23 protein-coding genes are annotated in these 24,931 nt (G+C 63.9%); 20 read left to right on the forward strand and 3 right to left on the reverse strand.

Annotation, left to right across the window (positions count from 1 at the left end; all coding sequences use genetic code 11):
* The 17 genes from AC3WJU_RS18555 to dnaE all read left to right on the forward strand — a co-directional run.
* The coding region (locus AC3WJU_RS18555) for a Mur ligase family protein (RefSeq protein ID WP_492260555.1) at positions 1-906 on the forward strand (906 nt) is incomplete at its 5' end.
* 6 nt (positions 907-912) lie between these two features.
* A complete protein-coding gene (locus AC3WJU_RS18560) occupies positions 913-2,403 on the forward strand; it encodes a UDP-N-acetylmuramoyl-tripeptide--D-alanyl-D-alanine ligase (protein ID WP_332603345.1) in 1,491 nt (496 codons plus the stop codon).
* Positions 2,400-3,509, forward strand: a complete 1,110-nt coding sequence (gene mraY, locus AC3WJU_RS18565) for a phospho-N-acetylmuramoyl-pentapeptide-transferase (RefSeq protein WP_236816883.1) — start codon at positions 2,400-2,402, stop codon at positions 3,507-3,509. The genes AC3WJU_RS18560 and mraY overlap by 4 nt, the downstream gene beginning before the upstream one ends.
* The gene (gene murD, locus AC3WJU_RS18570; protein ID WP_306963710.1) at positions 3,491-5,092 is read left to right on the forward strand and encodes a UDP-N-acetylmuramoyl-L-alanine--D-glutamate ligase; all 1,602 of its coding nucleotides are present in this window, start codon (positions 3,491-3,493) and stop codon (positions 5,090-5,092) included. The genes mraY and murD overlap by 19 nt, the downstream gene beginning before the upstream one ends.
* A 2-nt stretch (positions 5,093-5,094) precedes the next feature.
* Complete coding sequence (ftsW, locus tag AC3WJU_RS18575) at positions 5,095-6,399, forward strand: putative lipid II flippase FtsW (RefSeq protein WP_284991582.1); 1,305 nt, start codon at positions 5,095-5,097, stop codon at positions 6,397-6,399.
* 6 nt (positions 6,400-6,405) lie between these two features.
* Complete coding sequence (gene murG / locus AC3WJU_RS18580) at positions 6,406-7,512, forward strand: undecaprenyldiphospho-muramoylpentapeptide beta-N-acetylglucosaminyltransferase (protein ID WP_492260556.1); 1,107 nt, start codon at positions 6,406-6,408, stop codon at positions 7,510-7,512.
* Positions 7,509-8,882 carry a UDP-N-acetylmuramate--L-alanine ligase gene (murC, locus tag AC3WJU_RS18585; protein ID WP_492260557.1) on the forward strand — a complete coding sequence of 458 codons (1,374 nt, stop codon included), beginning with the start codon at positions 7,509-7,511 and terminating at the stop codon, positions 8,880-8,882. The genes murG and murC overlap by 4 nt, the downstream gene beginning before the upstream one ends.
* Positions 8,875-9,714, forward strand: a complete 840-nt coding sequence (locus AC3WJU_RS18590) for a cell division protein FtsQ/DivIB (RefSeq protein WP_059389144.1) — start codon at positions 8,875-8,877, stop codon at positions 9,712-9,714. Before murC ends, AC3WJU_RS18590 begins: the two co-directional genes overlap by 8 nt.
* 215 nt (positions 9,715-9,929) lie before the next feature.
* On the forward strand, positions 9,930-11,162 hold the full coding sequence (gene ftsZ, locus AC3WJU_RS18595) for a cell division protein FtsZ (protein WP_284991578.1): 1,233 nt from the start codon (positions 9,930-9,932) through the stop codon (positions 11,160-11,162).
* Between the two features lie 38 nt (positions 11,163-11,200).
* Positions 11,201-11,896: a purine nucleoside phosphorylase YfiH/LACC1 family protein gene (locus tag AC3WJU_RS18600; RefSeq protein WP_492260558.1), complete on the forward strand. Its 696-nt coding sequence runs from the start codon at positions 11,201-11,203 to the stop codon at positions 11,894-11,896.
* Entirely contained in the window at positions 11,889-12,638 is a 750-nt protein-coding gene (locus tag AC3WJU_RS18605; RefSeq protein WP_492260559.1) for a YggS family pyridoxal phosphate-dependent enzyme, read from the forward strand. Before AC3WJU_RS18600 ends, AC3WJU_RS18605 begins: the two co-directional genes overlap by 8 nt.
* 88 nt (positions 12,639-12,726) lie before the next feature.
* Positions 12,727-13,257 carry a cell division protein SepF gene (locus AC3WJU_RS18610; protein WP_059389142.1) on the forward strand — a complete coding sequence of 177 codons (531 nt, stop codon included), beginning with the start codon at positions 12,727-12,729 and terminating at the stop codon, positions 13,255-13,257.
* A gap of 102 nt (positions 13,258-13,359) precedes the next feature.
* Entirely contained in the window at positions 13,360-13,647 is a 288-nt protein-coding gene (locus AC3WJU_RS18615) for a YggT family protein (protein WP_284991575.1), read from the forward strand.
* A 166-nt stretch (positions 13,648-13,813) separates the two neighbouring features.
* Entirely contained in the window at positions 13,814-14,497 is a 684-nt protein-coding gene (locus AC3WJU_RS18620) for a DivIVA domain-containing protein (protein ID WP_284991574.1), read from the forward strand.
* A 93-nt stretch (positions 14,498-14,590) separates the two neighbouring features.
* Positions 14,591-15,211 (forward strand): signal peptidase II, encoded by a 621-nt coding sequence (lspA, locus tag AC3WJU_RS18625; RefSeq protein ID WP_059389140.1) that lies wholly within the window; start codon positions 14,591-14,593, stop codon positions 15,209-15,211.
* Positions 15,204-16,130 carry an RluA family pseudouridine synthase gene (locus tag AC3WJU_RS18630; RefSeq protein ID WP_307055747.1) on the forward strand — a complete coding sequence of 309 codons (927 nt, stop codon included), beginning with the start codon at positions 15,204-15,206 and terminating at the stop codon, positions 16,128-16,130. The genes lspA and AC3WJU_RS18630 overlap by 8 nt, the downstream gene beginning before the upstream one ends.
* Positions 16,131-16,191: 61 nt before the next feature.
* Positions 16,192-19,749 carry a DNA polymerase III subunit alpha gene (gene dnaE / locus AC3WJU_RS18635; protein ID WP_059389138.1) on the forward strand — a complete coding sequence of 1,186 codons (3,558 nt, stop codon included), beginning with the start codon at positions 16,192-16,194 and terminating at the stop codon, positions 19,747-19,749.
* A 71-nt stretch (positions 19,750-19,820) separates the two neighbouring features.
* Here dnaE and AC3WJU_RS18640 read toward each other — a convergent pair whose 3' ends face one another.
* Positions 19,821-20,279 (reverse strand): flavin reductase family protein, encoded by a 459-nt coding sequence (locus AC3WJU_RS18640; RefSeq protein WP_113990687.1) that lies wholly within the window; start codon positions 20,277-20,279, stop codon positions 19,821-19,823.
* 158 nt (positions 20,280-20,437) lie between these two features.
* Between AC3WJU_RS18640 and AC3WJU_RS18645 the strand changes: the two genes are divergently transcribed.
* From AC3WJU_RS18645 to nrdR, 3 genes are all read left to right on the forward strand, one after another.
* Positions 20,438-20,989, forward strand: coding sequence for a hypothetical protein (locus AC3WJU_RS18645; protein ID WP_306963729.1), 552 nt, complete (start codon positions 20,438-20,440; stop codon positions 20,987-20,989).
* Between the two features lie 9 nt (positions 20,990-20,998).
* Complete coding sequence (hisD, locus tag AC3WJU_RS18650; protein ID WP_332603350.1) at positions 20,999-22,372, forward strand: histidinol dehydrogenase; 1,374 nt, start codon at positions 20,999-21,001, stop codon at positions 22,370-22,372.
* Between the two features lie 170 nt (positions 22,373-22,542).
* Positions 22,543-23,055: a transcriptional regulator NrdR gene (gene nrdR / locus AC3WJU_RS18655; RefSeq protein WP_084784530.1), complete on the forward strand. Its 513-nt coding sequence runs from the start codon at positions 22,543-22,545 to the stop codon at positions 23,053-23,055.
* 50 nt (positions 23,056-23,105) lie between these two features.
* Here the strand turns inward: nrdR and ppgK are convergent, their stop codons facing one another.
* Both ppgK and map read right to left on the reverse strand, forming a co-directional pair.
* Positions 23,106-23,909, reverse strand: coding sequence for a polyphosphate--glucose phosphotransferase (ppgK, locus tag AC3WJU_RS18660; protein ID WP_492260561.1), 804 nt, complete (start codon positions 23,907-23,909; stop codon positions 23,106-23,108).
* 72 nt (positions 23,910-23,981) lie between these two features.
* Complete coding sequence (gene map / locus AC3WJU_RS18665; RefSeq protein WP_059389133.1) at positions 23,982-24,860, reverse strand: type I methionyl aminopeptidase; 879 nt, start codon at positions 24,858-24,860, stop codon at positions 23,982-23,984.
* Positions 24,861-24,931: the final 71 nt, after the last annotated feature.

A 24,931-nucleotide genomic window follows, 5' to 3' on the forward strand; every position in this document is an offset into this window, starting at 1 on the left:
GATCTCCACGGAAGCATGGACGAGTACTTCCGGACCAAGGCGGAGCTGTTCACGAGCGCGCGCGCACGGCGGGCCGTAGTGACCGTGGATGATCCGTGGGGGCGCCAGCTGGCCGATGAGGCGGGAATTCCCGTAACCACGATGTCGGCCACCCCCGGGGGCGGAGCCGACTGGACGGTGGAGTCGGCCAAGCCTCGGGGGCTTGGAACGGACTTCGAATTGCGCCACCGCGACGGAACGGTCCTGCGCGTCCATACAGGATTGCCAGGGGACTTCAACGTCGCCAACGCGGCGTTGGCCACCATTATGGTGCTTGACTCCGGCATCGAGCCGTCGGCACTGCAGGCGGCTCTCGACGTGCACGATCCCTTCACCGTTTCCGTACCCGGCCGGATGCAACTGATCTCGGATGCCCCGGCTGCCGTCGTCGATTTCGCGCACAACCCGGACGCACTGGCGAGGGCCCTCAAGGCCGTGCGCCCGCAGGCCCCCGAATCCCGCGTGATCGTCGTATTCGGCGCCACAGGACAGCGCGACCAGGGCAAGCGGCCGACCATGGGCGCCATAGCCGCCCGGCTCGCCGACGTCGTGATTGTCAGCGACGACGATCCCCATGATGAAGACGCTGCTGCGATCCGTTCGGAAGTCATCGCTGGGGCCCGTGCCGCCCGCGAGTCGGAAGACCTTGACTGCGAGATCGTGGAAGCGTACCCCCGGGACGTCGCCATCCGCCAAGCCGTGGAACTGGCCACTGAGAAGGACACCATCCTGGTCGCCGGCCGCGGCCACGAGGTGTGGCAGGAAGTGAAGGGCGTCAACCTCGCCCTCGACGACCGGGTGGAACTGCGGGCGGCCTTGACAGCCAGGGGATTCAAGGTTTCCACGGACGAGCGGATAGAGTCCTAGACCGAGATGATTGCACTTACTGCGGCGGAGATCGCCGATATTACCCATGGCCGATTGGCAGCGGACCCGGGCATTGTCCCGGCGTCCGTCGTTACCGACTCCCGTGAGGCGGCCGCTGGATCGTTGTACGTGGCCAAGCCCGGAGAGAACGCCGACGGCCACGCCTATGTGGGCGCCGCCTTTGAACGCGGGGCTGTCCTGGCGCTGACCGAGCGGGACGTTTCCGACGACGACGGCCGGCCATACCCCGCCGTCGTCGTCGATGACGCCGTGATCGCCATGGGTGCCCTGGCTGCGGAGTCCGTGCGCCGCATCCGTGCCGAACGTGCGGCCCAGGGAGAGCCCTTCACTGTCATCGGCATCACGGGCTCAGCGGGCAAGACCACCACCAAGGACCTGCTCGCGGGCATTCTTTCCCGGGCCGGTGCCACGGTGGCTCCGCAGGGTTCGTACAACGGTGAAGTCGGCGTGCCGCTCACCGTGTTCGGAGCCGATGCGGGCACCCGCTACCTGGTGATCGAAATGGGGGCAACCGGGATTGGCCACATCAAATACCTCGCCGAGATGGTCCAACCGGACATCGGCGTCGTTCTGTGCGTCGGCACCGCCCACGCCGGCGAGTTTGGTGGCGTGGAGAACATCGCGAAGGCCAAGGGCGAACTTGTAGAGGCGCTGGGGCGGGACGGAACCGCCGTCATCAACCTCGACGACGCGCGGGTCGCCGCCATGGTCTCCCGCACCCAGGCCACAGTGCTCGGAACCACCGCTACCGGCATTCCCGGCTCCGCAGTCGAGGCCCGGAACGCGGATATCGACGAAAACGGCCACCCGGAATTCGAGCTCTTCCTGCCCGACGGCGGGGCTCCCCATCCCGTCCACAGCAAGCTCATCGGTGCGCACCACATCACCAACCTGCTTGCCGCTGCGGCCGCCGCGTTCGCGGCTGGCCTCCCTGCGGCCGGGATCGCCGAGTCGCTGAGCGAGCAGTCGCCCGCCAGCCGGTGGCGGATGGAACGCACTGAGCGCGCGGACGGCGTCACCATCATCAACGACGCGTACAACGCGAATCCGGAATCCATGCGCGCAGCATTGCGCACCCTCGCCGACCTCGGGCAGGGACGCCGCACGTGGGCAGTGCTTGGCGCGATGTTGGAACTCGGCGAAGATTCCATCCGCGAACACACGGCTGTGGGTACGCAAGTGGTCCGCTTGAACATTTCCAGGCTCGTGGTGGTTGGCCGGGAAGCCCGGGCGCTGTATGTTTCCGCGATCCAGGAAGGCTCCTGGGGCGACGAGTGCATCTTCACCGAAACGGCCGACGAGGCCTACGAACTGCTGCAGGCTGAGCTCAAACCGGGCGACTTGGTGCTTTTCAAGTCCTCGAACGGGGTCGGCCTAAGGCATTTGGGGGATCGGATAGCATTACCTCCACAGACCGGTACGAGTGCGAACACCGCGGCTGCAACTGCCGCCAATGAAGGGAACGAGCTGCTGTGATTGCACTGTTGATCGGCGCGGGCGTCGCCCTCCTGGTGGCCCTGGTTGGCACGCCACTCTTCATCCGGTTCCTCGTCACCAAGGGATACGGCCAGTTCATCCGCGACGATGGACCCACCTCCCACCACACCAAGCGTGGTACCCCCACGATGGGCGGGACAGTCGTGGTGGCCGCGGTGCTCATCAGCTACGGGTTGACCCACCTGATCATGTGGATGATGAACCCGCGATCACCGGGCCCGTCCGCCTCGGGTCTGCTCTTGTTGTTCCTGATGGTCGGTATGGGATTCGTTGGTTTCCTCGACGATTTCATCAAGATTTCCAAGCAGCGCAGCCTCGGACTCAACGCCAAGGCGAAGCTGATTCTCCAAGCGTTTGTCGGCATTGTCTTCGCAGTGCTCGTCCTGAACTTCCCCGACTCGCAGGGAATCACGCCGGCCTCCACGCATATTTCGCTTGTGCGGGACATTCCCTGGCTGAACCTGGCCTTCGGGGGCACCGTCCTCGGAGCCATCCTGTTCGTCATCTGGTCGAACCTGATCGTCACTGCGGCAACCAACGGCGTCAACCTGACGGACGGATTGGACGGCCTCGCGGCCGGTGCCTCCATCATGGTCTTCGGAGCCTACACACTCATGGGAATCTGGCAGAACAACCAGGCATGCGGTTCACCCCGCGAGGCGGGCAGCGGTTGCTATTCGGTCCGCGACCCGCTCGATCTGGCGTTGCTGGCAGCTATTTGCAGTGCCGCGTTAGTGGGCTTCCTCTGGTGGAACACGTCCCCGGCGAAGATCTTCATGGGCGACACCGGTTCCCTGGCAATCGGCGGTGCCGTGGCCGGCTTTGCGATCCTCTCCCGCACGGAACTTCTTTTGGGCATCATCGGCGGGCTCTTCGTCCTCATCACGCTGTCGGTCATCATCCAGGTGGGCTACTTCAAGGTCACCAAGGGTAAGCGGGTCTTCAAGATGGCCCCACTTCAGCATCATTTCGAACTCAAGGGTTGGGCCGAAATCACGGTGGTTGTCCGATTCTGGATTCTTTGTGGACTATTCGTGGCCGCAGGCCTTGGGATTTTCTATGCTGAATGGGTGGTGCTGCTGTGAGCGCAAGTCCTCAAACCAAGCCTTCTGCCAATGACCGGCTCAAGGACCTCGTCAGTTGGGATTCCGACTGGAAGGGCCTCCGTGTCGTCGTGACCGGCATCGGTGTGTCCGGATTCGCGGCCGCCGATACCTTGATCGAACTGGGCGCACGCGTGGTGGTTGTCGACGCGGCGACGAGCGCCAAGGCCCTCGCGCAGGCGGACACCTTGAAGATCGTCGGCGCAGCCGACGTCCTCCTCGGCCAAGATGCAGTCAAAACGCTGCCCCGGGTGGACGGTGAAAAGGCCGAGCTCGTCGTGACGTCGCCGGGCTGGCGCCCGGACCAGTCCCTCCTGGCAGCTGCCAAAAGGGCCCACGTACCGGTGTGGGGCGACGTCGAACTCGCTTGGCGGGTGCGCGAACGCCAGGGCCGCAAGACGGCGGACTGGCTCACCATCACGGGTACGAACGGCAAGACCACCACGGTGGGCATGACCGAGGCAATGCTGCAGGCAGCGGGGCTCAAGGCAATCGCCGTGGGGAATGTAGGCACGCCCATCCTGGACGCACTCCGTGACCCAGTGGAGTACGACGCCTTCGCTGTTGAGCTTTCCAGCTTCCAATTGCACTGGATCGAGTCGCTCTCCCCGGTGGCGAGCGTCTGCCTCAATGTCGCCGAGGACCACGTCGACTGGCACGGCTCCTACGAGTCCTACCTCGCGGACAAGGCAAAAATCTTCGAGAACACGCAGAAGGCGTGTATCTACAACGCCGAGCAGATCGAGACCGAACGCATGGTGGAAAACGCCGACGTGGTCGAAGGTTGCCGGGCGATCGGTTTCACCACCCTGACTCCGGCGGTCAGCATGCTCGGCGTCGTCGAGGGCTTGCTCGTGGACCGCGCGTTCATCGAAGAGCGCAAGAGTTCAGCAGAGGAACTCGCGTCCCTGGCGGACCTGGGCCCGGCCGCGCCGCGACACATGGTTGCGAACGCGCTGGCCGCCGCCGCGCTGGTGCGCGCCTACGGCGTCGAACCGGCCGCAGTGCGGGAGGGCCTCAGGAACTATCTCCCTGGAGACCACCGCATCCAGCCTGTGGCCAAGCAGAACGGCGTGCTCTGGGTCAACGACTCCAAGGCGACCAATCCGCACGCAGCTTCTGCTGCCCTGTCGGCGTTCGACAAGGTCGTCTGGATCGCCGGCGGTCTCTCCAAGGGCGTCAACTATGACGAGTTGGTCGAAAACAACGCGCACAGGCTCAAGGCAGTGGTGCTGATCGGCTCCGACACCGCGGACCTGGAAGCCTCCCTCAAGCGACACGCAGCGGATGTGCCCGTAATCGGGCAGCCCAAGGGCGACACTGAAATGGTGCAGTCCGCCGATTCAGCTGGTACCGCCGCGGAACCGTCTCCGATCTTCGGCGACACCGTGATGGCCCATGCTGTCGAGTCGGCAGCAAGTATCGCCGAGTCCGGCGATACGGTGCTGATGGCCCCGGCGGCTGCCTCCATGGACCAGTTCTCTTCCTACGCTCACCGTGGCGATGCTTTCATCCGGGCAGTGCGCGAGCTTGTGGAAGGCCAGGCACAGACCACCGAGGAGTAACAATGGTCAGCACGCCCACGCGCAGCGGGCCCGGGCGGACCCGGGCCGGCAAGGCAGACCCCGCCGGACGCGCGGGAGGCGTTGGGCGGGCTTCGCTGCCGTCCCGCATCCGCTCGGGGATTTCCGGGTTTTGGTCGACTCTCGAGGGAAGCGGTAAATCGAGCGGCGGGTCAACCTACTACTTGATTCTTGGTGCTTCGCTTGCGCTGACGGCCATCGGGATCATCATGGTCCTGTCGGCGTCGAGCGTCGAAGCGATTGCGGCCGGCGAATCCCCATACTCCATCGCCACTAAGCAAGGCATGTTCGCCGCTATCGGCATCGTCGCGATGCTGGTGCTTTCGAGGGTCAATGTCCTGTGGCTCAAGCGATTCGCGTGGCCCTCGATCATTCTTGCCGGCGCCTTGCTGGTGCTGGTTCTGGTCATCGGCAAACGTGTGCTGGGCAACCAGAACTGGATCGAGATCGGCGGCTTCACCTTCCAGCCATCGGAGTTCGCCAAGTTCGCGCTGGTCCTCTGGATGGCCACGGTTCTTTCCGTCAAAGCAAAACTTCTGGACAAGTGGACGCACGCGCTGATCCCGGTCGTTCCGGTCTCCGGCGCCATCATCACCTTGATTGTCCTCGGACATGACCTCGGAACCTCCCTGGTGGTCATGCTCATCATGGCTGCCGGATTGTTTTTCGGCGGCGTCAACTTGAGGCTCTTCGCTGCGGCCGGCGGAGTTGCCGCAGCTGCCGCCCTGATCCTGGCGTTCACGAGTGGAAACCGGATGTGCCGGATCACCTCATGGATGGGGCAGAGCTGCGCGGGGGCGAGCGACATCGGCTTCCAGAGCGAACAGGGGCTCAGCGCCCTTGCTTCGGGAGGTTGGCTTGGTGTCGGACTCGGCCAGAGCCGTCAAAAATACCAGTGGATTCCCGAAGCCCACAACGACTTCATCTTCGCTGTCATCGGGGAAGAACTCGGGCTTGTGGGGACGATCGTGGTCCTGGTGCTTTTTGCCTTGCTCGCGGTTGCGATCTACCGGGTCGTCAGCCACCAGGAAGACTTGTTCGCCCGGGTGCTCGGCGGCTCGATCATGGCGTGGATGCTTGGACAGGCCGCGATCAACATGGCCATGGTGGCAGGGTTGCTCCCCGTGATCGGCGTTCCGCTGCCTTTCATTTCCTATGGCGGTTCAGCGTTGGTGATGTCGCTATGTGGCGTGGGCGTAGTGTTGTCTTTGGCCCGCGCCCAAATGGCTCCTGCCAGCCGTTCCAAGCCGCGCTGGCGATTTGCGAAAACTGCACGAAAGCGTACATAGCACTCCATGAATTCCCAGCCCAAGCCCCTCTCCGTGGTCCTCGCCGGCGGCGGGACCGCCGGACACATCAGCCCCCTGCTTGCCATCGCCGACGCCATCAAGTCGCTGCGGCCGGACGCGAAGATCCTTGCCGTCGGCACGCCCAACGGCATGGAAACGCGCCTCGTGCCGGCCGCCGGCTACGAGCTGGCCACGATTGACCGGGTTCCCTTTCCCCGCAAGCCTTCCGCGGATCTGCTCAAACTGCCCGGCAGGCTCGCGGCGGCCGTCAAGCAAGCCGGGCGCATCCTGGACGACGCACAGGCCGACGTCCTCCTCGGCGTCGGCGGCTATGTCTGCACTCCCATGTACCTCGCGGCCTGGCGTCGCAGGATCCCCATCGTCATCCACGAGGCCAACACGCGCGCAGGGCTTGCCAACCGGTTAGGATCCATGTTCACCAAGCACGTGGGCGTGGCCTTCCCGGAAACCCGGCTACGGCACGCCCGCCATGTGGGGATGCCCATGCGCAAGGCCATCGCCGGTTTGGACCGGGCGGCCTGGCGCGCGGATGCCCGGCAGTCGCTTGGCCTGGACGCCGGACAGCCAGCACTCATCGTGACGGGCGGTTCCTCGGGCGCCCAAAGCATCAACCGCACCATCGCCGGTGCCGTCGCCGCTTTGGCGGATGCCGGTATCCAGACACTGCACATCACCGGCCGGGGCAAGGCAGTGACGAACGACGACGGCGCCCCCCTGGCTGCCGACGGCTACCACCAGGTGGAATACGTCGACGGCATGGAAAACGTCTACGCGGCAGCAGACGTCCTCCTTGCCCGATCCGGCGCGGCAACCGTCAGTGAGGTGGCCGCCGTCGGGCTCCCGGCAGTCTTCGTTCCACTGCCCATCGGAAACGGCGAGCAGGCAATGAACGCCTCCGCACTGGTCAAGGCCGGGGCAGCGCTTCTGGTCGACGACCGGGCCTTGACCGCGGAATGGCTCAAAGCCGAGTTGATTCCCTTGCTCACGGATCAAGCCCGCCTTGAGGACATGGCCAGCAAGGCAAAGGAACTTGGCATCAGAAATGCTGATCAGCGGATGGCTGATCTCGTCTTGGAAGCGGTATCCGAATGACCCAGCCCCTCGCAGACATCAATTCCCTCGGCAGGGTCCATTTCATCGGCATCGGCGGCGTGGGCATGTCCGCCGTCGCACGCATCATGGTGGCCAGGGGCGTTCCCGTGAGCGGTTCCGACGCCAAGGACCTGCCCGTCATGCAGGACCTCCAGTCCGCCGGGGCGCGGATCGCTGTGGGTTACGCCGCAGAAAATCTTCGTGACGCCCAGACCGTCGTCGCCGGTTCGGCCATCAGGGCGGACAATCCGGAGCTGGAAGCCGCCCGAGCGGCCGGCCTGCCGGTGCTCCACCGCTCCGAGGCCCTCGCAGCAACCATGGGTGCCGACCGTGTGGTGACCGTGGCCGGGACGCACGGCAAATCCACCACCACGTCAATGGTTGCCGTGTTGCTCAAGGAAGCGGGTCTGGATCCGTCGTTCGCCATCGGCGCCAACGTACCCGCCCTCGGTGTCAACGCGGCGCACGGCGCCTCGGATATCTTCGTTGCCGAAGCCGACGAATCGGACGGTTCCTTCCTCAACTACCGGCCCCTCATCGCCGTCGTCACCAACGTCGAGGCCGACCACCTGGACTACTACGGCACGCCTGAGGCCGTCTACGCCTCTTTCGACAGTTTCGCGGCACTCCTGCCCGCCAACGGCGTGCTTTTCGCCTGCGCGGACGACGACGGCGCCCGGGCCCTCGCGGAACGGACCCGCGCCGCAGGCAATACCCGGGTACTGAGCTACGGGACCGCGGAGGACGCCGATATCCGGCTGCGCGACGGGGGACCCGGCGACGTCAGGGTCTCCGTGGGCGGACAGGAATACCGGCTCGACCTCCAAGTGCCCGGGAGGCACAACGCCTTGAACGCGGCGGCCGCGTTCGGCGTCGCCGTCGAGCTCGGCGTGGCGCCCGGGGCTGCCGCGGCCGCCCTCGGCCATTTCACCGGAGCCTCGCGGCGATTCGAGTTCAAGGGGCAGGGGAGGGGCGTGCGTGTCTACGACGACTACGCCCACCACCCCACGGAGGTCCGGGCCGCCCTGACCGCTGCCCGTTCCGTCGCAGGCGGCAACAAGGTGCATGTGCTCTTCCAGCCACATCTGTTTTCCCGCACGCGCGAATTCGCGGAGCAGTTTGCTGAAGCGCTTGGCGAGGCGGATACGGCCCTCGTGCTGGATATCTACCCTGCCCGCGAGGATCCCATTCCCGGGGTCACGAGCACCCTGATCACAGGGCGCCTCAAGAGCGGCAGGCTCGTTGCCGGCGGGCAGGAAGCGCTGGACGCGGTTCTCTCCGCGGCCGGGGAGGGCGACATCGTCCTCACCGTCGGAGCCGGTGACGTCACGGCATACGGGCCCCGGATCGTGGAGCTGTTGGGTGGCTGACACCCGGAAGCCGACTTTCAAGCCGCAGGCGGGCACCCGGCCGGGAGTCGTCAGTGCTGAACGCAGCCTCGACGATCCCGTCGGTGGCCCTTCGGAGGCCGCCCGTGCGAAGGACAGCAACGTGCTGGCCTTTCCGGAACCCAAGGGACGCAAGCGCCGGAGGACCGTGCTCACTGCCTTGGCAATCATCGTCGCCCTTGTCGCCGGAATTATTGTTGCGGCGATCTACTCGCCGGTGTTCGCCGTGCGCACAGTGTCGGTCGACGGTACGAAGCTTCTCCAGGCGGGGAGCGTCCAGAAGGCACTCGAACCGGTGAAGGGAAAACCCCTTCCGCAAATCAACGACGCCGAGATCGCCGCGCTGCTCAAGCCCCTCGTCCAGGTGCGTTCAGTCAGTACCGAAGCACGGCCGCCGTCGGAACTCCTGGTCCACATCGTGGAGCGGGTACCCGTGGCCCTGGTGAAGAGCGGTGACAACTATTCACTGGTTGACGTCGACGGCGTCCAGCTCGGATCAACGGCCGATCCCGCATCGGTTGCCTTGCCGCTCATCGATGGGCAAGGAGCCAACCAGAATCTCTTCAAGGCGATCACGGCCGTTCTTGCGACGCTGCCGGCGGATGTCCTGGCGAAGATGGCCAACGCGTCGGCCTCGTCGCCGGACGCCGTCGAGCTCAAGCTCACGGACGGCAAGATCGTGGTGTGGGGGAATGCGGACGAGAAGGAGCTGAAGGCCCGCGTCCTCGAGGCCTTGCTCAAGGCTCCCGCCAATCCAAAAGTTCCGGTGAATGTCTACGATGTCAGCGCACCGAGGCACCCGTTCACCAAATAGACCATTTCAGGAAGTAACTTCTCTGACGTAGAGGGCTATTTTTCGGACTTTCACACGACACGCGGAGGCGGTCATTGAATGTCGGATTCATAGCCCATACCGTCACTTAAGAGTTACTTGACATAACTATAACCTTCAACTAGAGGGTTAAGGTCCAAGAATTCAAGTTGGACTCGATCTGTTTCGCTATAGGACACAAGCAAGGGGCACGAAACGTGGCAGCACCGCAGAATTACTTGGCCGTCATCAAGGTCGTCGGCATCGGCGGCGGTGGCGTGAATGCAGTTAACCGAATGATCGAAGTCGGCCTCCGCGGCGTCGAGTTCATCGCCATCAACACCGATGCCCAGGCTCTCCTCATGAGCGACGCGGACGTCAAGCTCGACGTCGGACGTGAACTCACCCGCGGTCTGGGAGCCGGCGCCAACCCCGACGTCGGACGCCAGGCAGCCGAGGACCACGCCGACGAGATCGAAGAGGTCATCCGCGGAGCCGACATGGTCTTCGTCACCGCAGGCGAAGGCGGCGGAACCGGAACCGGCGGCGCCCCCGTCGTGGCCCGGATCGCACGCTCGCTCGGCGCACTGACCATCGGTGTGGTCACGCGTCCCTTCACCTTCGAAGGCCGCCGGCGCGCCGGCTCGGCCGAGGCCGGAATCGACGCCCTGCGCGACGAAGTCGATACCCTCATCGTCATCCCCAACGACCGCCTCCTGTCCATCAGCGACCGTAACGTCTCCGTCCTGGACGCTTTCCGTTCCGCTGACCAAGTACTTCTGTCCGGTGTCCAGGGCATCACGGACCTCATCACCACCCCTGGCCTGATCAACCTCGACTTCGCCGACGTCAAGTCGGTCATGCAGGGTGCAGGCTCAGCGCTGATGGGTATCGGCTCGGCACGAGGAGAGGACCGCGCTGTCAAGGCCGCCGAACTCGCCATCGCTTCTCCGCTTCTGGAAGCATCGATCGACGGCGCCCACGGCGTCCTGCTTTCCATCCAGGGCGGCTCGGACCTCGGCCTGTTCGAGATCAACGAGGCCGCGAGGCTCGTGCAGGAAGTGGCCCACCCCGAAGCCAACATCATCTTCGGTGCCGTCATCGACGACGCCTTGGGTGACGAGGCGCGCGTCACGGTTATCGCCGCCGGTTTTGACGACCTCAAGGCCACCTCACCCTCGATGAACCAGCCTGCAGCCCAGCAGCCGGGTCAGCACCAGGCCCCTGCCGCTCCGGACCGTCCCGCGGCACCAACAGCTGCTCCGGCCTACTCTGCGCCGCAGCATGTTTCCGCCGGTGTCGGAGCTTCCGGCTTGAGCAACTGGGGCCAGCAGCGCCCGTCCGCCTTGCCCGCCGACTCGGGCTTCGACGTCGACCTCCCGGCCGTCGTCGAACCGGACCTTTCGGGAAGCCGCACCGACGACCTCGATGTTCCGGACTTCCTGAAGTAGCAGCTCTGTTCAAACCCACCCAGGAGAGTTAGCCAGTAGTGTTTTGGTGGCGAAAAGAAGTGCGGCCCGGAATTTCGGTTGCCTTCTCCGATGACGATGCGGGCAACCTTGCACTGCACGTAGCGGACAATCCTGACGACGTCATGGTGCGCCGGGCCCGGCTGGAAGCAGCAGCGGGGCTCGGCGGACGCCGTTTCCAATACATGAACCAGGTCCACGGAAAAGCCGTCGAATTCATCTCCGTGCCCGGGGACGGACCAACGGCGGACGCCATGGTGTCAAGGGGGCAACCCCTCGCGGTCATGGTGGCCGATTGTGTCCCCGTTGTGCTCTTGGGCGAAGTGCCGGATGACGTCAATCCCGTCCTTGCGGTGGTCCATGCCGGCCGGCCCGGGGTTGCCGCCGATATCGTTTCGGCCGCTGTGGTGGAAATGCGAAACCGCGGCGCGGCGGCCATCAGCGCGTGGGTGGGCCCTTCCATCTGCGGTGAATGCTACGAAGTTCCGGAACAGCTGCGGACGGACGTGGCTGCAGCGGTTCCGGAAACCTGGTCCACAACCTCGTGGGGCACGCCCGCACTGGACCTGCCTGCCGGTGTGCGTGCCCAGCTGCAGGCACTCGACGTCACGGTCGAGTACTCGGGGGAGTGCACGCGCGAGACCGCCCGGCTCTTCTCGTACCGGCGCAATCAGAAAACAGGGCGGTTTGCAGGTTTGGTGTGGACGCATGAGTGAGGATTTCCCCACGGCGGAAAGCGCCGCGGGCGATCGGCGTACGGCCGAGCTGCGCGAACGGCTCTCCGCGGTCCGCCAAAGGATTTCGGCGGCAACCGCGGCCGCCGGGCGAAGCGAAGAGCCGCAACTGATAGTCGTCAGCAAGTTCCATCCCGCAGCGGACGTAGCGCGGCTGGCGGCACTTGGCGTGACGGATGTCGGCGAAAACCGGGACCAAGAGGCGGCCGCGAAGTCCGCCGAGCTCGCCGGACTCCCGGTGCGTTGGCACTTCATTGGTCAACTGCAAAGCAACAAGGCCAAGTCCGTCGTGAAGTACGCGTTCTCCGTGCAATCGATCGACCGTCCGCAACTCGCCGAGGCACTTGCAAAGGCCGTTGCGCGGCAACAGTCCGAGTCCGGCAGGCCGGACCTCGACTGCTACATCCAGGTCAGTCTTGAGGACGACGGCGGCGCCCACCGCGGCGGTGCCGCTCCGTCCGACGTCGAGCGCCTCGCGGAATCCATCGCAACCGCCGCCGGACTGCGCCTGGCCGGCGTGATGGCGGTCGCGCCGCTCGGTGCGCCCCCGGAGGAAGCGTTCGAGAAACTCGCCAACATTTCACAGGAACTTCGGGGACTTCACCCGGACGCCGTGGGGGTATCCGCCGGGATGAGCCAGGACCTCGAAGCTGCCGTTCAATTCGGTGCGACACACCTGCGAATTGGCTCGGATATTCTCGGTTCGCGCCCGCGCGTGGGGTAGCGTCAAAGTATTGGAAGCGACGGGCCGGGATTTCAGCGATGTCAAGTCATGGGCGGCCCGCCCACTGCAGACACGATAGGAGTCCAGCATGGCTGGCGCACTGCGCAAGACAATGGTTTATCTTGGGCTCGCCGATGGCGATGAACACTACGAGTCTGAGCAGCACGTGCAGCACACGGACGAGGACCGGTCGGTCGACCACAATCGTGAAGAGCGCCGCGCCCCAGCACCTGTACGTGAAGTAGTTCGTGAAGTCCCCCCTGTCGCCGAAGAGGAATACCGCGCACCCGTGACACCTATCAAGCGTGCGGCGTCCAGCCGCGAAGACGCCTCCGGTCTGAGGCAGATCACCACTGTCCATCCCCGCTCCTACAATGACGCCAAGATCATCGGCGAGAGTTTCCGGGATGGCATCCCGGTGATCATGAACGTCACGGACATGGGCGAGGCAGATGCCAAGCGCCTCGTCGATTTTTCCGCCGGTTTGGTCTTCGGACTCCACGGCAGCATTGAGCGCGTCACCAGCAAGGTTTTCCTGCTGTCGCCGTCGTACGTCGAAGTTCTCGGCGACGACAAGAAGGTCAGCGAAGCGCAAGCAACGTTCTTCAACCAGAGCTAGCGCGGTCAACCCGGATGCCAGGCAGAGCGATCTGCCTGGCATCTGTGTTGCAATAGAGGGACTGACCGGAAAAATGGCGAACTAGGAGATCTGAGCTAACCCGTGGGCATAGTTTTCGGCCTTTTGTACATTGCATTGCTGCTGTTCCTGGTCACCCTCATCATCAGGCTCGTTTTCGATCTGGTGCAGATGTTTGCGCGCCAGTGGCGCCCCCGCGGTGGCGCCTTGGTGGCCGCGCACGTGGTCTATTCCGTGACTGATCCGCCCTTGAAACGGATCCGCCGGCTCATTCCACCGCTGCAGCTTGGTGGGGTGTCCCTTGACCTGGCATTTCTGATCGTGTTTATTGTCGTCAGCATCGCGATGGGATTCGTCTACTCGCTGGCGTAGCTCTTCCGCAGTCCATGTGCCGTCAATCTGTTTTCTTCGGCTAGTGGGCTGCAAACCTCCGACCCAACACGATGGTGTTGAATTGGGGGAATCAGATGATATTTAGGTACCGTAGTTTTGAACGGCCGGAAGGCCTACTGACTAACTAGACCAACGAGGTGACCAGATGGCTTTGACGCCAGAAGACGTTGTCAACAAGCGCTTTCAGCCGACCAAGTTCCGCGAAGGCTACGACCAGGACGAGGTCGACGACTTTCTCGACGAAATCGTCGTCGAGCTGAGGCGCTTGAACCAGGAGAACGACGAGCTCCGCAAGAAGCTCGCCGAAGGCGGAAACCCGGTCCCTGCCAGCGCAGCATCGGCACCCGTGGTCGAGAAGGTGCCCGCTCCGGTGAAGGCCGACAAGGACGCACAGGCCAAGGCGGAAGCCGAAGCGAAGGCCGCCGAGGCCGAGAAGAAGAAGGAGCCGGCCGTTGCCGCCGCTCCGGCCCCGGCCGCACCTTCCGCAGGCTCTCCTTCCGCCGAGTCCGCAGCCGGCCTGCTGGCCATGGCCCAGCAGATGCACGACAAGCACGTGGCCGATGGCGAGCAGCAGAAGGAAAAGATCATTGCCGAGGCACAGATCGAAGCCTCCAGCCTCGTCAACGACGCGCAGGACAAGTCCCGCAAGATCCTCGGTGCCCTCGAGCAGCAGCGCAGCGTTCTCGAACGCAAGGTGGAGCAGCTCCGCGGCTTCGAGCGCGACTACCGCTCCCGCCTGAAGGCCTACATCGAAGGCCAGCTGCGTGACCTGGATGCCCGCGGCTCGGTTGCCGCTCCTGAGGTCGGCGAAGCCGCCGCAGAGGTCTAGCAAGTATTCTGAAAGCCGGTGGCTGGGGATTCCTCGGCCACCGGCTTTCGCCTGTTAAGGCGCCAGAAGCCACGGTTACCGAATGAAAGTACTATGAGCGACGAACAAACTGACGGCACAGAACAAACGAACGGCACCACGGAACCGGTCCGCACCAAAGCCCACACGTGGCGTCCGGCACTGCTTTGGGTCTTTGCCGGCTTCGCCGTGTTCGCGTACGCCTTCGATCAACTGACCAAGCTCTGGGTCACCAGCACCATGGTCGAAGGCGAGCGGATCCCTGTGCTTCCTCCGCTCCTGCATTGGTACTACATCCGAAACTCGGGCGCTGCGTTCTCCATCGGTGAAAACGTCACGTGGGTCTTCACGATCGTCATGGCCGCCGTTTCGGTGGTGATTCTGTTCCAAGTGCGTCGATTGGGGTCGGTCTGGTGGTCACTGGCGCTCGGCCTGCTGCTGGGCGGCGCGCTCGGGAACCTTACGGACCGGCTTTTCCGCGAGCCTTCCTTCGCCATGGGCCACGTGGTGGACTTCATCCAGTTGCCCAACTTCGCAATCTTCAACATCGCCGACTCCGCGGTGGTTTCCGGCGTCGTGATCATCTGCCTGCTGACCATACGGGGGATCGGACTCGACGGCTCCCGCCATCATTCCGCCGATTCCGCGCCGGCAAAATCCGGCACGCCGGAAGAACAGGCTCCGGGCGATGTCTGAGCAGTTCGTGGTGCCCGAAGAATTGGGCGGGGCAAGGGCCGACGCGGGCTTGGCGAAGATGATGGATATCTCCCGCTCCGCGGCCGCCTTGTTGATCGCCGAGGGCAATGTCACAGTCTCCGCGAACACAGTGGGCAAGTCGGCGAAACTCATTGCCGGGTCCGTGTTGGAAGTCACCGTTCCCGAACGCAGGGATCCCTTGGAAGTCGTGGAGGAAGTCGTGGAAGGCCTGAATATCCTGTTGGACGATGACGATTTTGTCGTCATCGACAAGCCGGTCGGCGTGGCGGCGCACCCGTCTCCGGGTTGGGTTGGTCCTACCGTGGTGGGTGGCCTCGCCGGTGCGGGATACCGGATCTCGACGTCAGGCGCGCCTGAACGTGCCGGCATCGTCCACCGCCTCGACGTCGGAACGTCGGGAGTCATGGTCGTGGCCAAGAGCGAACACGCTTACACGGTGCTCAAGCGGGCCTTCAAGGAACGCACGGTGGACAAGGTGTACCACGCAGTGGTCCAGGGCCTGCCGGATCCCCTGGAAGGCACCATAGACGCGCCCATCGGGCGCCACCCCGGGCATGATTGGCGATTCGCGGTGATCGAGGATGGCCGTCCCTCAGTGACGCACTACGAAGTCCTCGAGGCCTATGGCAAGGCGACCCTCGTGGAAATTCATCTTGAGACAGGCAGGACACACCAGATCCGGGTTCACTTCTCGGCCCTCCGGCACCCCTGCGCCGGCGACCTGACCTATGGGGCGGACCCCCGTTTGGCTGCCAACCTGGGACTGACCCGGCAGTGGCTGCACGCGCGGCGGCTTGGCTTCAACCACCCCCGGACCGGCGAGTGGGTGGAAGTCACCAGCCAGTATCCGGCGGACCTGCAATACGCGCTCGAGCTTCTGGAAAGCGGCAACGCGTAGCGCGATCCACGCTTCCAGCGCGCCACTCCAACCGCGGGGTCCCTGCCGGTAGACTGTCGTGGTGACTTCCAGCAATGACTCGTTCGTCCATCTGCACACCCACACCGAATACTCCATGCTGGATGGTGCGGCCCGTCTCACTGAGTTGTTTGACGAGACCGAGCGGTTGGGCATGCCGGCACTGGCCACCACGGACCACGGGTACTTGTTCGGTGCCTTCGATTTCTGGAAGAAGGCCACCGACAAAGGCATCAAGCCGATCATCGGCGTCGAGGCCTATGTCACGCCGGGCACGGCGCGCGGCGACAAGGAGCGCGTCCGTTGGGGCGACGAGAGCCAGCGGAAAGACGACGTGTCCGGTGGTGGTTCCTACACCCACATGACGTTGTTGAGCTACAACAACGCGGGCATGCGGAATCTGTTCCGGGCATCCTCGATTGCTTCGCTCGACTCGGTGTTCGGCAAATGGCCACGCTTGGACCGGGAGTTGCTGAACACCTATTCCGAAGGCCTGATCGCCACCACCGGTTGCCCTTCCGGTGAAGTCCAGACCCGCCTCCGGCTGGGACAATACCGGGAGGCGCTGGCTGCGGCATCCGAGTTCCGCGACATCTTCGGTGCGGAAAACTACTTCTGCGAACTGATGGACCATGGCCTGGACATCGAGCGGCGGGTCACCGGCGATCTGCTGCGCCTGGCCAAGGAACTGAAGCTTCCGCTCGTGGCCACCAACGACCTCCACTACACGCACGAGCATGATGCGAAGGCCCACGAGGCGCTTTTGGCGATCCAGTCGGGCTCCACTCTGCTTGAGCCCACCTATGACAACGGCGGCTCCCGGTTCGCTTTCTCCGGCAGCGGCTACTACTTGAAGTCGCCGCAGGAGATGCGCGAGCTGTTCCGCGACCATCCCGAGGCCTGCGACAACACCTTGTTGATCGCCGAGCGCTGCGAAGTGTCCTTCAACACTGGCGCGAACTACATGCCGCGGTTCCCCTGCCCTCCCGGCGAGGACGAGACGTCCTGGCTCGTCAAGGAAGTGGCCACGGGACTCGATTACCGCTACCCGGACGGCGTCCCGGACAAGGTGCGCAAGCAAGCCGACTATGAGCTTGACGTCATCACCTCCATGGGCTTCCCGGGCTACTTCCTCGTGGTGGCCGACTTCATCAACTGGGCAAAGAACAACGGAATCAGGGTGGGCCCGGGCCGTGGTTCGGGTGCGGGCTCCATGGTGGCGTACGCCATGCGCATCACCGACCTCGACCCGCTGGAACACGGCCTGATTTTCGAGCGCTTCCTCAACCCGGACCGCGTATCCATGCCCGACTTCGACGTCGACTTCGATGATCGTCGCCGTTCCGAGGTGATCGACTACGTCACCCGGAAGTACGGCGACGAGCGCGTTGCCATGATTGTCACCTACGGAACCATCAAGACCAAGCAGGCGCTCAAGGACTCCTCCCGCGTGCTTGGCTACCCGTTCAGCATGGGTGAACAGCTCACCAAGGCCCTGCCACCGGCCGTGATGGCCAAGGACATCCCGCTGGCGGACATCCAGAACCCGGAGGCCAAGCGCTATGGCGAGGCCGGCGACTTCCGCCAGCTGATCAGCACCGACCCGGAGGCTGCCAAGGTCTTCGAGACCGCGCTGGGCATTGAGGGGCTGAAGCGGCAGTGGGGCGTGCATGCCGCCGGTGTCATCATGTCCTCGGACCCCATCATCGACGTCATTCCTGTCATGCGCCGCATCCAGGACGGCCAAGTCATCACGCAGTTCGATTACCCGACGTCCGAAGGCCTTGGCCTGATCAAGATGGACTTCCTCGGCTTGAGGAACCTGACGATCATTTCCGACGCGCTGGAAAACATCAAGATGAACCGGGGCGTCGACCTCGATCTTGAGCACCTGGCGTTGGACGACCCGGCGTCGTACGAGTTGCTGGCGCGCGGCGACACTTTGGGGGTCTTCCAGCTCGACGGCGGACCCATGCGGTCGCTGCTCAAGCTCATGAAGCCTGACAACTTCGAAGACATCTCCGCCGTGTTGGCGCTGTACCGGCCAGGTCCCATGGGTGCCAACGCGCACACCGACTACGCCCTGCGCAAGAACAAGATCCAGGAAGTCATCCCGATCCATCCGGAGCTCGAGGAACCGCTCTCGGAAATCCTCGGCGGAACCTACGGCCTGATCGTGTACCAGGAGCAGGTCATGGCCGTGGCCCAGAAGCTGGCCGGCTACTCACTGGGTCAAGCCGATATCCTGCGCCGTGCCATGGGCAAGAAGAAGAAATCCGAGCTGGACAAGCAGTTCGCCGGCTTTTCCCAAGGCATGCAGGACAACGGCTACTCCATGGAGGCCGTCAAGACCCTGTGGGACATCCTGCTCCCGTTCTCCGACTACGCCTTCAACAAGGCGCACTCCGCAGCGTACGGTGTCATCTCCTACTGGACTGCGTACCTGAAGGCCCACTACGCCCCCGAATACATGGCTGCCCTGCTCACGTCCGTGGGCGACGACAAGGACAAATCGGCGATCTACCTCAATGAGTGCCGGCGCATGGGCATCACGGTCCTACCGCCGGACGTCAACGAGTCAAGCCTCAACTTCACTCCTGTGGGAACCGACATCCGCTTCGGAATGGGGGCCATCCGCAACGTCGGCGTCAACGTGGTGGAAGCCATGGTGGCGGCCCGTGCGAGCGAGGGCGCCTACACCTCCTTCAAGGACTTCCTCATGAAGGTCCCGGCGGTGGTCTGCAACAAGCGCACCATCGAGTCCCTCATCAAGGCCGGCGCGTTCGACTCCCTCGGCCATCACCGGCGTGCTTTGGCCATGGTGCACGAAGAAGCGATCGACTCCGTCATCACGCTCAAGCGCAATGAGGCGATCGGCCAGTTCGATCTCTTTGCCGGATTCGAGGACCAGGAGCCGCAGGCCTCCCTGAGCACGGAGATCCCGGACCTACCGGAATGGGAGAAGAAGGACAAGCTCGCCTTCGAGCGGGACATGCTGGGACTCTATGTTTCGGACCACCCCCTGCAGGGGCTTGAGGGCGTGCTGAGCCAGCATGCAGAGCAATCGATCACGTCTATTCTCGGAGAAGACGGACCGCACGACGGCGCCATCGTCACCATTGCGGGTATGATCACTTCACTCAGCCGCAGGATCGCCAAAGCAAGCGGCAACGCCTACGCGCGGGCGGAGATCGAAGACCTCGGTGCTTCCATCGAGGTCATGTTCTTCGGCCAGGTGTACGGGCCCATCGCTTCGGTCCTCGCGGAGGACCTGATCGTGGTGGTCAAGGGCCGCTTGCAGCGGCGCGACGACGGTGCGGTCACCTTGAACTGCATGGAGCTCTCGGTTCCGGACCTGAGCGAGAGCACCAACGGTCCTCTCGTCATCACGATGCCCACCTACAAGGCAACCGAAGCCGTCGTCACCGATCTTCGCGATGTTTTGACCACCCACCGGGGAAACTCCGAGGTCAGGCTCCACTTGCAGGGCGACTCCAAGGTCGAGGTCATGGGCTTGCCCGTGCACCTGCGCGTGAATCCCACCCCGTCACTTTTCGGTGACCTCAAGGTACTTCTTGGCCCGACCTGCCTGGACACGTGACCGGCCGGCTACCTGAGCCAGCCGGCCGGTGACGCTGGATTTCCTGCCCTCACCGGATTTTCCTGCCCTGACTAAATTTCATAGTCGAGCGGAACCGGCTGGCCGTAGGAGCCCGAGTGGTACAGCAGGGGAGTGTCGTCCTCGCCGACCAGCCCGTCGACAACCTCCACCACCACGATCGCGTTGTTTTCGAAGGACAGGCGCATCTGGATCTTGCCGATCAGCCAGCCGGCCACGTTCTTGAGGATGGGGACATCGAAGGGCCCTGGCTCCCAATGATCGCCTTCAAACCTTTCCTGGGTGCGGGCGAAGCGGTCCGCGAGGGCCTGGTTCTCGAGGCCGAGCATGTGCAAGCCGATATACGTCGAATTCGCCACCGCCGGCCAGGAACTGGAACTGCGGGACATGTTGAACGTGAAGCGGGGCGGCTCGGCCGACAGCGAAGCCACGGAGGTCGCAGTGAACCCGAAAGGCTTGCCGTTGAGGTCGGCAGTGATGATGGCCACGCCGGCGGCATGCCGGCGGAACATTTGCTTGAATGTTGCTTCAAAAGCTGGATTGTCCGAAGCCACTTTGCCGATCTCCTGCGTGAGCTATTGGTATTAACGCTGGTGGATTCAGCGTATTCCGCTGCTCGCCGGCACGCTTGCTTGTTGGGCGTCCAGAAACGTTTGTTAATGTTTGTGTCATGACCAAGCCAACATCGAACCTTCTCGTCTCCGGCCCCGCGGGGGATACTGACCCGGACACCGGAACGGACACGCGGGACCGCACATGGTGGCTTTGGCTCGCGGTGCCCGCCGCCTCGGGCGTTGGGCTGGGCCTCGCTTGGTGGCTGTTGGCTCCGGGTGGCCTCAACGTGATCTCGGGAAATCCTGCCCTCGCCGATCCGACGGCTTCGGCGGGGCGGCTCCCGAGGGATTTGGTCCTTGCCGGGCTTCTGCTGCTTTCCGGCTGCTTCACCGCGGTCCTGCTCGACAGCAAGGTCCGGAGGCCGGGGCACGGCTTCCGCACGTTCCTGGCCGTTCTCGGTGGTGCCGTAGGGGCCTTGGTGGCCTGGCAGGTGGGTCTGCTGGCCGCGCAATGGTGGGGCTCCGCCTCGAGTGGAAGTGACGGCTTCTCATTACGGTCGGTGACGGCCCTCTTGCTGTGGCCAGGGGCGACGGCCCTTGTGACATTCCTCCTGACGCTTTTCAGCTTGATGGGAAAGCAGCCGGAGGGACCGCCGCTTGCCCCGTAAAATGATCTGGTGACCAATTTCCCGGAGAATCCTGCCGAAACCGCCGCCCAGTCCCTGGACTTCCACCGCATTGACTTGCGCGGACGGTCCCTGACCTTGGCGGAACTGCGCGCCGTGGTGCCCCGGGCGAAACATCAGACCATGGCGGACGCCGAGCAAAAAGTCCTGGACATCATTGCGGCCGTCCGTTCCCGCGGCTTCGAAGCGCTTGGGGAGTTCGCATTGGCGTTCGACGGCGTGGAACAGTCCCATCCGCGAGTGCCGGCTGCCGCCCTTGCCGAAGCCCTTGAAAACCTGGATCCTTCAGTGCGCGCAGCCCTGGAGGAATCCATCCGCCGTGCCCGGCGTTTTGCGGATGGCCAACGGCCTGCGAACGTCGACGTTGAACTGGGGGACGGCGCCGTCGTCAGCCAGAACTGGGTACCCGTGGGCCGCGTGGGTTTGTATGTTCCCGGCGGCCTGGCCGTCTACCCGTCCTCCGTCATCATGAACGTTGTTCCGGCGCTGGCCGCCGGGGTTGCCTCGATCGCCTTGGCTTCCCCGCCCCAGAAGGACTTCGGAGGCTTGCCCCACCCCACCATCCTGGCAGCTGCCGCTTTGCTCGGCATCGACGAGGTCTATGCCATTGGAGGCGCCCAGGCGATTGTTTCCTTTGCCTACGGCATCCCCGGGGCTGCCGATGATCAGGCCATCGAACCGGTGGACGTTGTGACCGGTCCGGGAAACATTTTCGTGGCCACCGCGAAGCGTCTTGTGAAAGGCGTCGTGGGGATCGACTCCGAGGCCGGCACCACCGAGATCGCCATTTTGGCTGATGCTTCGGCCCGTCCGGCGCTCGTGGCCGCTGACCTCATCAGCCAGGCAGAGCACGACCCCAAGGCGGCGTCTGTCCTGATCACCGACTCCGAGGAACTCGCCTCCGCTGTGCAGCGGGAACTCACGGTGCAGGCAGGAACCACGAAGCATGGCGAGCGGGTCACCACCGCATTGTCGGGACCCCAGTCGGGCGTGGTGCTGGTGGACGATGTCGAGCAGGGCATCGCGGTCTGCGATGCCTACGCGGCAGAGCACCTGGAAATCATGACGGCGGACGCAGCAGCGGTCGCCGCAAGGATCCGCAACGCGGGCGCGATTTTCGTGGGGGACTACAGCCCGGTCAGCCTCGGAGACTACTGTGCAGGATCCAACCACGTTTTGCCCACGAGCGGCACCGCAGCCTTCTCTTCCGGACTGAACGTGACAACATTCCTCAGGGCCGTACAGGTGATCAACTACGACAAGGCTGCCTTGGAGCAAGTCAGCAAACACATCGTGAGCCTCTCCGATGCCGAAGACCTGCCCGGCCACGGCGACGCCGTCAAGATTCGTTTCGCGGGGGCCTAAACCACTACATGTATGGGTCACAACCACTACATATAGTAATTACAGTCTTGTCATTAGGCCTTATATAGCCGTAAACTGGTGCCGGAAGTCAAACTTCCGGCACCTTTTGCGTTCCCGGCCGATCCCGCCGCGGGGACAGGTGGCCGGGAACCGAGCAGGGGAGGCCCAGCGTGTATTGTCCGTTCTGCCGAAACCCCGACTCACGTGTTGTGGACAGTCGAATGGCCGACGACGGCTCGGCCATCCGCCGTCGGCGCCAGTGCCCCGAGTGCGGACGCCGTTTCACCACCGTGGAGACCACCAGCCTTTCCGTCATCAAACGCTCAGGCGTGGGGGAACCCTTCAGCCGGATCAAGATCATCAACGGCGTTCGCAAGGCCTGCCAAGGCCGTCCCGTGACCGAGGACGACCTTGCGATGCTGGCCCAGGAAGTCGAAGAAAACATCCGCTCTTCCGGTGCGGCGGAGATCGATGCCCACGAGGTCGGCCTGGCCATCCTTGGACCACTCCAGAAGCTGGACGAAGTCGCCTACTTGCGATTTGCCAGCGTTTACCAGGCCTTCGAATCGCTTGAGGACTTCGAGTCGGCCATTTCGCTGCTCCGCCACGAAGCCGAAACCGCAGCCGCGGATAATGCGGCGAAGGGCGCCAAGGGCAAGAGCTCCGAGAAGAGCCCCATCTAGCTCCGGTGGCGGCAGCGGAGGGGAAGCCGCATCCGCCACCGGCACCACGTCTACTTGGCGAGCTTGTGGTGGAGGGCGACGTCCAGCGCGGCCCCCACGATTCCGGCGTCGTTCTTCAGTTCCGCCGTGACGATGCGTGTCCGCAGATCCAAGTGCGGGAAGTACTCGTCCGAACGCTTCGAGATACCGCCACCGATGATGAAGAGCTCGGGGGAGAACAGGAACTCGACGTGGGAGAGATAGCGCTGCAGCAGCACGCTGTACTCTTCCCAGCTCAAGCCGTCGCGTTCACGCGCGACGGCGGATGCCTTCGTCTCGGCGTCGTGGCCGTCCACTTCGAGGTGGCCGAGCTCGGCGTTGGGCACCAGGTGCCCGTTGAAGATGAAGGCCGAGCCGATGCCCGTTCCGAGGGTGATCACCAGAACCGTGCCGTCGACGCCTTCGCCTGCGCCGTAGCGGGCTTCAGCGAGACCGGCCGCGTCGGCGTCGTTGATGACCTCGACGGGACGGTCCAGGCGCTTGGTGAGGAGCGAATCAATGTCCGTGTTGAGCCAGGACTTGTCCACGTTGGCGGCAGAGCGGACCACGCCGTGCTGGATGATTCCGGGGAAAGTGACTCCCACGGGCGAACCCTTGGCCGGAGCATCCTCACGGGCCGACAACTCTTCGACGATCTGTGCGATCACTTCGGCGACGGCTTCGGGAGTGGCAGGTTGCGGCGTCGGTATGCGGAGGCGGTCCCCGAGCAGCTTGCCTTTCTTGAGATCGACGATGCCGCCCTTGATGCCGGTGCCACCGACGTCGATGCCGATCAGCGGGCCGTTCTTGTGGATCTTCTCATCCTTCTTGGTCAATGCGTTTCCGTTCATGGCAGGAGGGGTGGGCATGTCGCAGCACGAACGGCTGCAGGTGACCTTCCGGAGAGCTTAGGGAAGAGTCAGGATTTCGGCGCCGGTCTCGGTGACCAACAGGGTGTGTTCAAATTGTGCGGTCCGCTTGTGGTCCCGGGTGACGACGGTCCATTCATCGGGCCACATGTCCCACTCGATCGTTCCAAGGGTGAGCATGGGTTCAATCGTGAAGACCATTCCGGCTTCGATGATGGTGTTGTAGGCCGGCGCGGCGTCGTAGTGGGGGATGATCAGGCCGGTGTGGAACGCCTCGCCGACGCCGTGGCCCGTGAAGTCACGGACCACGCCGTAGCCGAAGCGTTTCGCGTACGACTGGATGGCACGGCCGATCACGTTGATTTCGCGGCCGGGCGCTACGGCCTTGATGGCCCGGTTGAGCGACTCCTGGGTGCGTTCCACCAGGAGCCGGGACTCGTCGTCGACCTCGCCCACCAGGAAGGTGTAGTTCGTGTCGCCGTGGACGCCGTTGATGTAGGCGGTGATGTCGATGTTCAGGATGTCGCCGTCCCGGACGACGGTGCTGTCCGGGATGCCGTGGCAGATGACCTCGTTGAGCGAGGAGCACAGGGACTTGGGGAAGCCGCGGTAGCCAAGCGTCGACGGGTAGGCCTGGTGGTCCAGTATGAACTCGTGGCCGATCCGGTCCAACTGGTCGGTTGTAACGCCGGGCTCGATGTGCTTGCCGACCTCGACGATCGCCTGGGCCGCGATTTTGCTGGCGATGCGGATCTTCTCGATGGTTTCCGCAGACTTGACCTCTGAACCGGTGAACTTCGCGGGTCCCGGCTTGCCGACATACTCCGGGCGCGGGATGGACGCCGGAACAGGCAGCTGTGGGCTGACGGTCCCACGGGTCAGCGTGCCGATGGGTGCGGTCAGAGCGGGAGAAGGCATAGATTGATCATATAAGGGACGCACGAGACGCAAGTAACTAAGAAGCTAAATATCGGCCCGTGCGAAGGCAC

It is taken from the genome of Arthrobacter sp. FW306-1B-F12A (assembly GCF_058781865.1).

What these genes read in the sequence shown, in the direction of transcription:
- lspA (WP_059389140.1), top strand. Translation starts at nt 14,591, where the DNA reads ATGAGCGACGAACAAACTGACGGCACAGAACAAACGAACGGCACCACG.
- AC3WJU_RS18605 (WP_492260559.1), top strand. Translation starts at nt 11,889, where the DNA reads ATGAGTGAGGATTTCCCCACGGCGGAAAGCGCCGCGGGCGATCGGCGT.
- ftsW (WP_284991582.1), top strand. Translation starts at nt 5,095, where the DNA reads ATGGTCAGCACGCCCACGCGCAGCGGGCCCGGGCGGACCCGGGCCGGC.
- murD (WP_306963710.1), top strand. Translation starts at nt 3,491, where the DNA reads ATGGGTGGTGCTGCTGTGAGCGCAAGTCCTCAAACCAAGCCTTCTGCC.
- AC3WJU_RS18645 (WP_306963729.1), top strand. Translation starts at nt 20,438, where the DNA reads ATGACCAAGCCAACATCGAACCTTCTCGTCTCCGGCCCCGCGGGGGAT.
- map (WP_059389133.1), bottom strand. Translation starts at nt 24,860, where the DNA reads ATGCCTTCTCCCGCTCTGACCGCACCCATCGGCACGCTGACCCGTGGG.
- AC3WJU_RS18560 (WP_332603345.1), top strand. Translation starts at nt 913, where the DNA reads ATGATTGCACTTACTGCGGCGGAGATCGCCGATATTACCCATGGCCGA.
- AC3WJU_RS18640 (WP_113990687.1), bottom strand. Translation starts at nt 20,279, where the DNA reads ATGTTCCGCCGGCATGCCGCCGGCGTGGCCATCATCACTGCCGACCTC.
- AC3WJU_RS18620 (WP_284991574.1), top strand. Translation starts at nt 13,814, where the DNA reads ATGGCTTTGACGCCAGAAGACGTTGTCAACAAGCGCTTTCAGCCGACC.
- AC3WJU_RS18630 (WP_307055747.1), top strand. Translation starts at nt 15,204, where the DNA reads ATGTCTGAGCAGTTCGTGGTGCCCGAAGAATTGGGCGGGGCAAGGGCC.
- murC (WP_492260557.1), top strand. Translation starts at nt 7,509, where the DNA reads ATGACCCAGCCCCTCGCAGACATCAATTCCCTCGGCAGGGTCCATTTC.
- AC3WJU_RS18610 (WP_059389142.1), top strand. Translation starts at nt 12,727, where the DNA reads ATGGCTGGCGCACTGCGCAAGACAATGGTTTATCTTGGGCTCGCCGAT.
- murG (WP_492260556.1), top strand. Translation starts at nt 6,406, where the DNA reads ATGAATTCCCAGCCCAAGCCCCTCTCCGTGGTCCTCGCCGGCGGCGGG.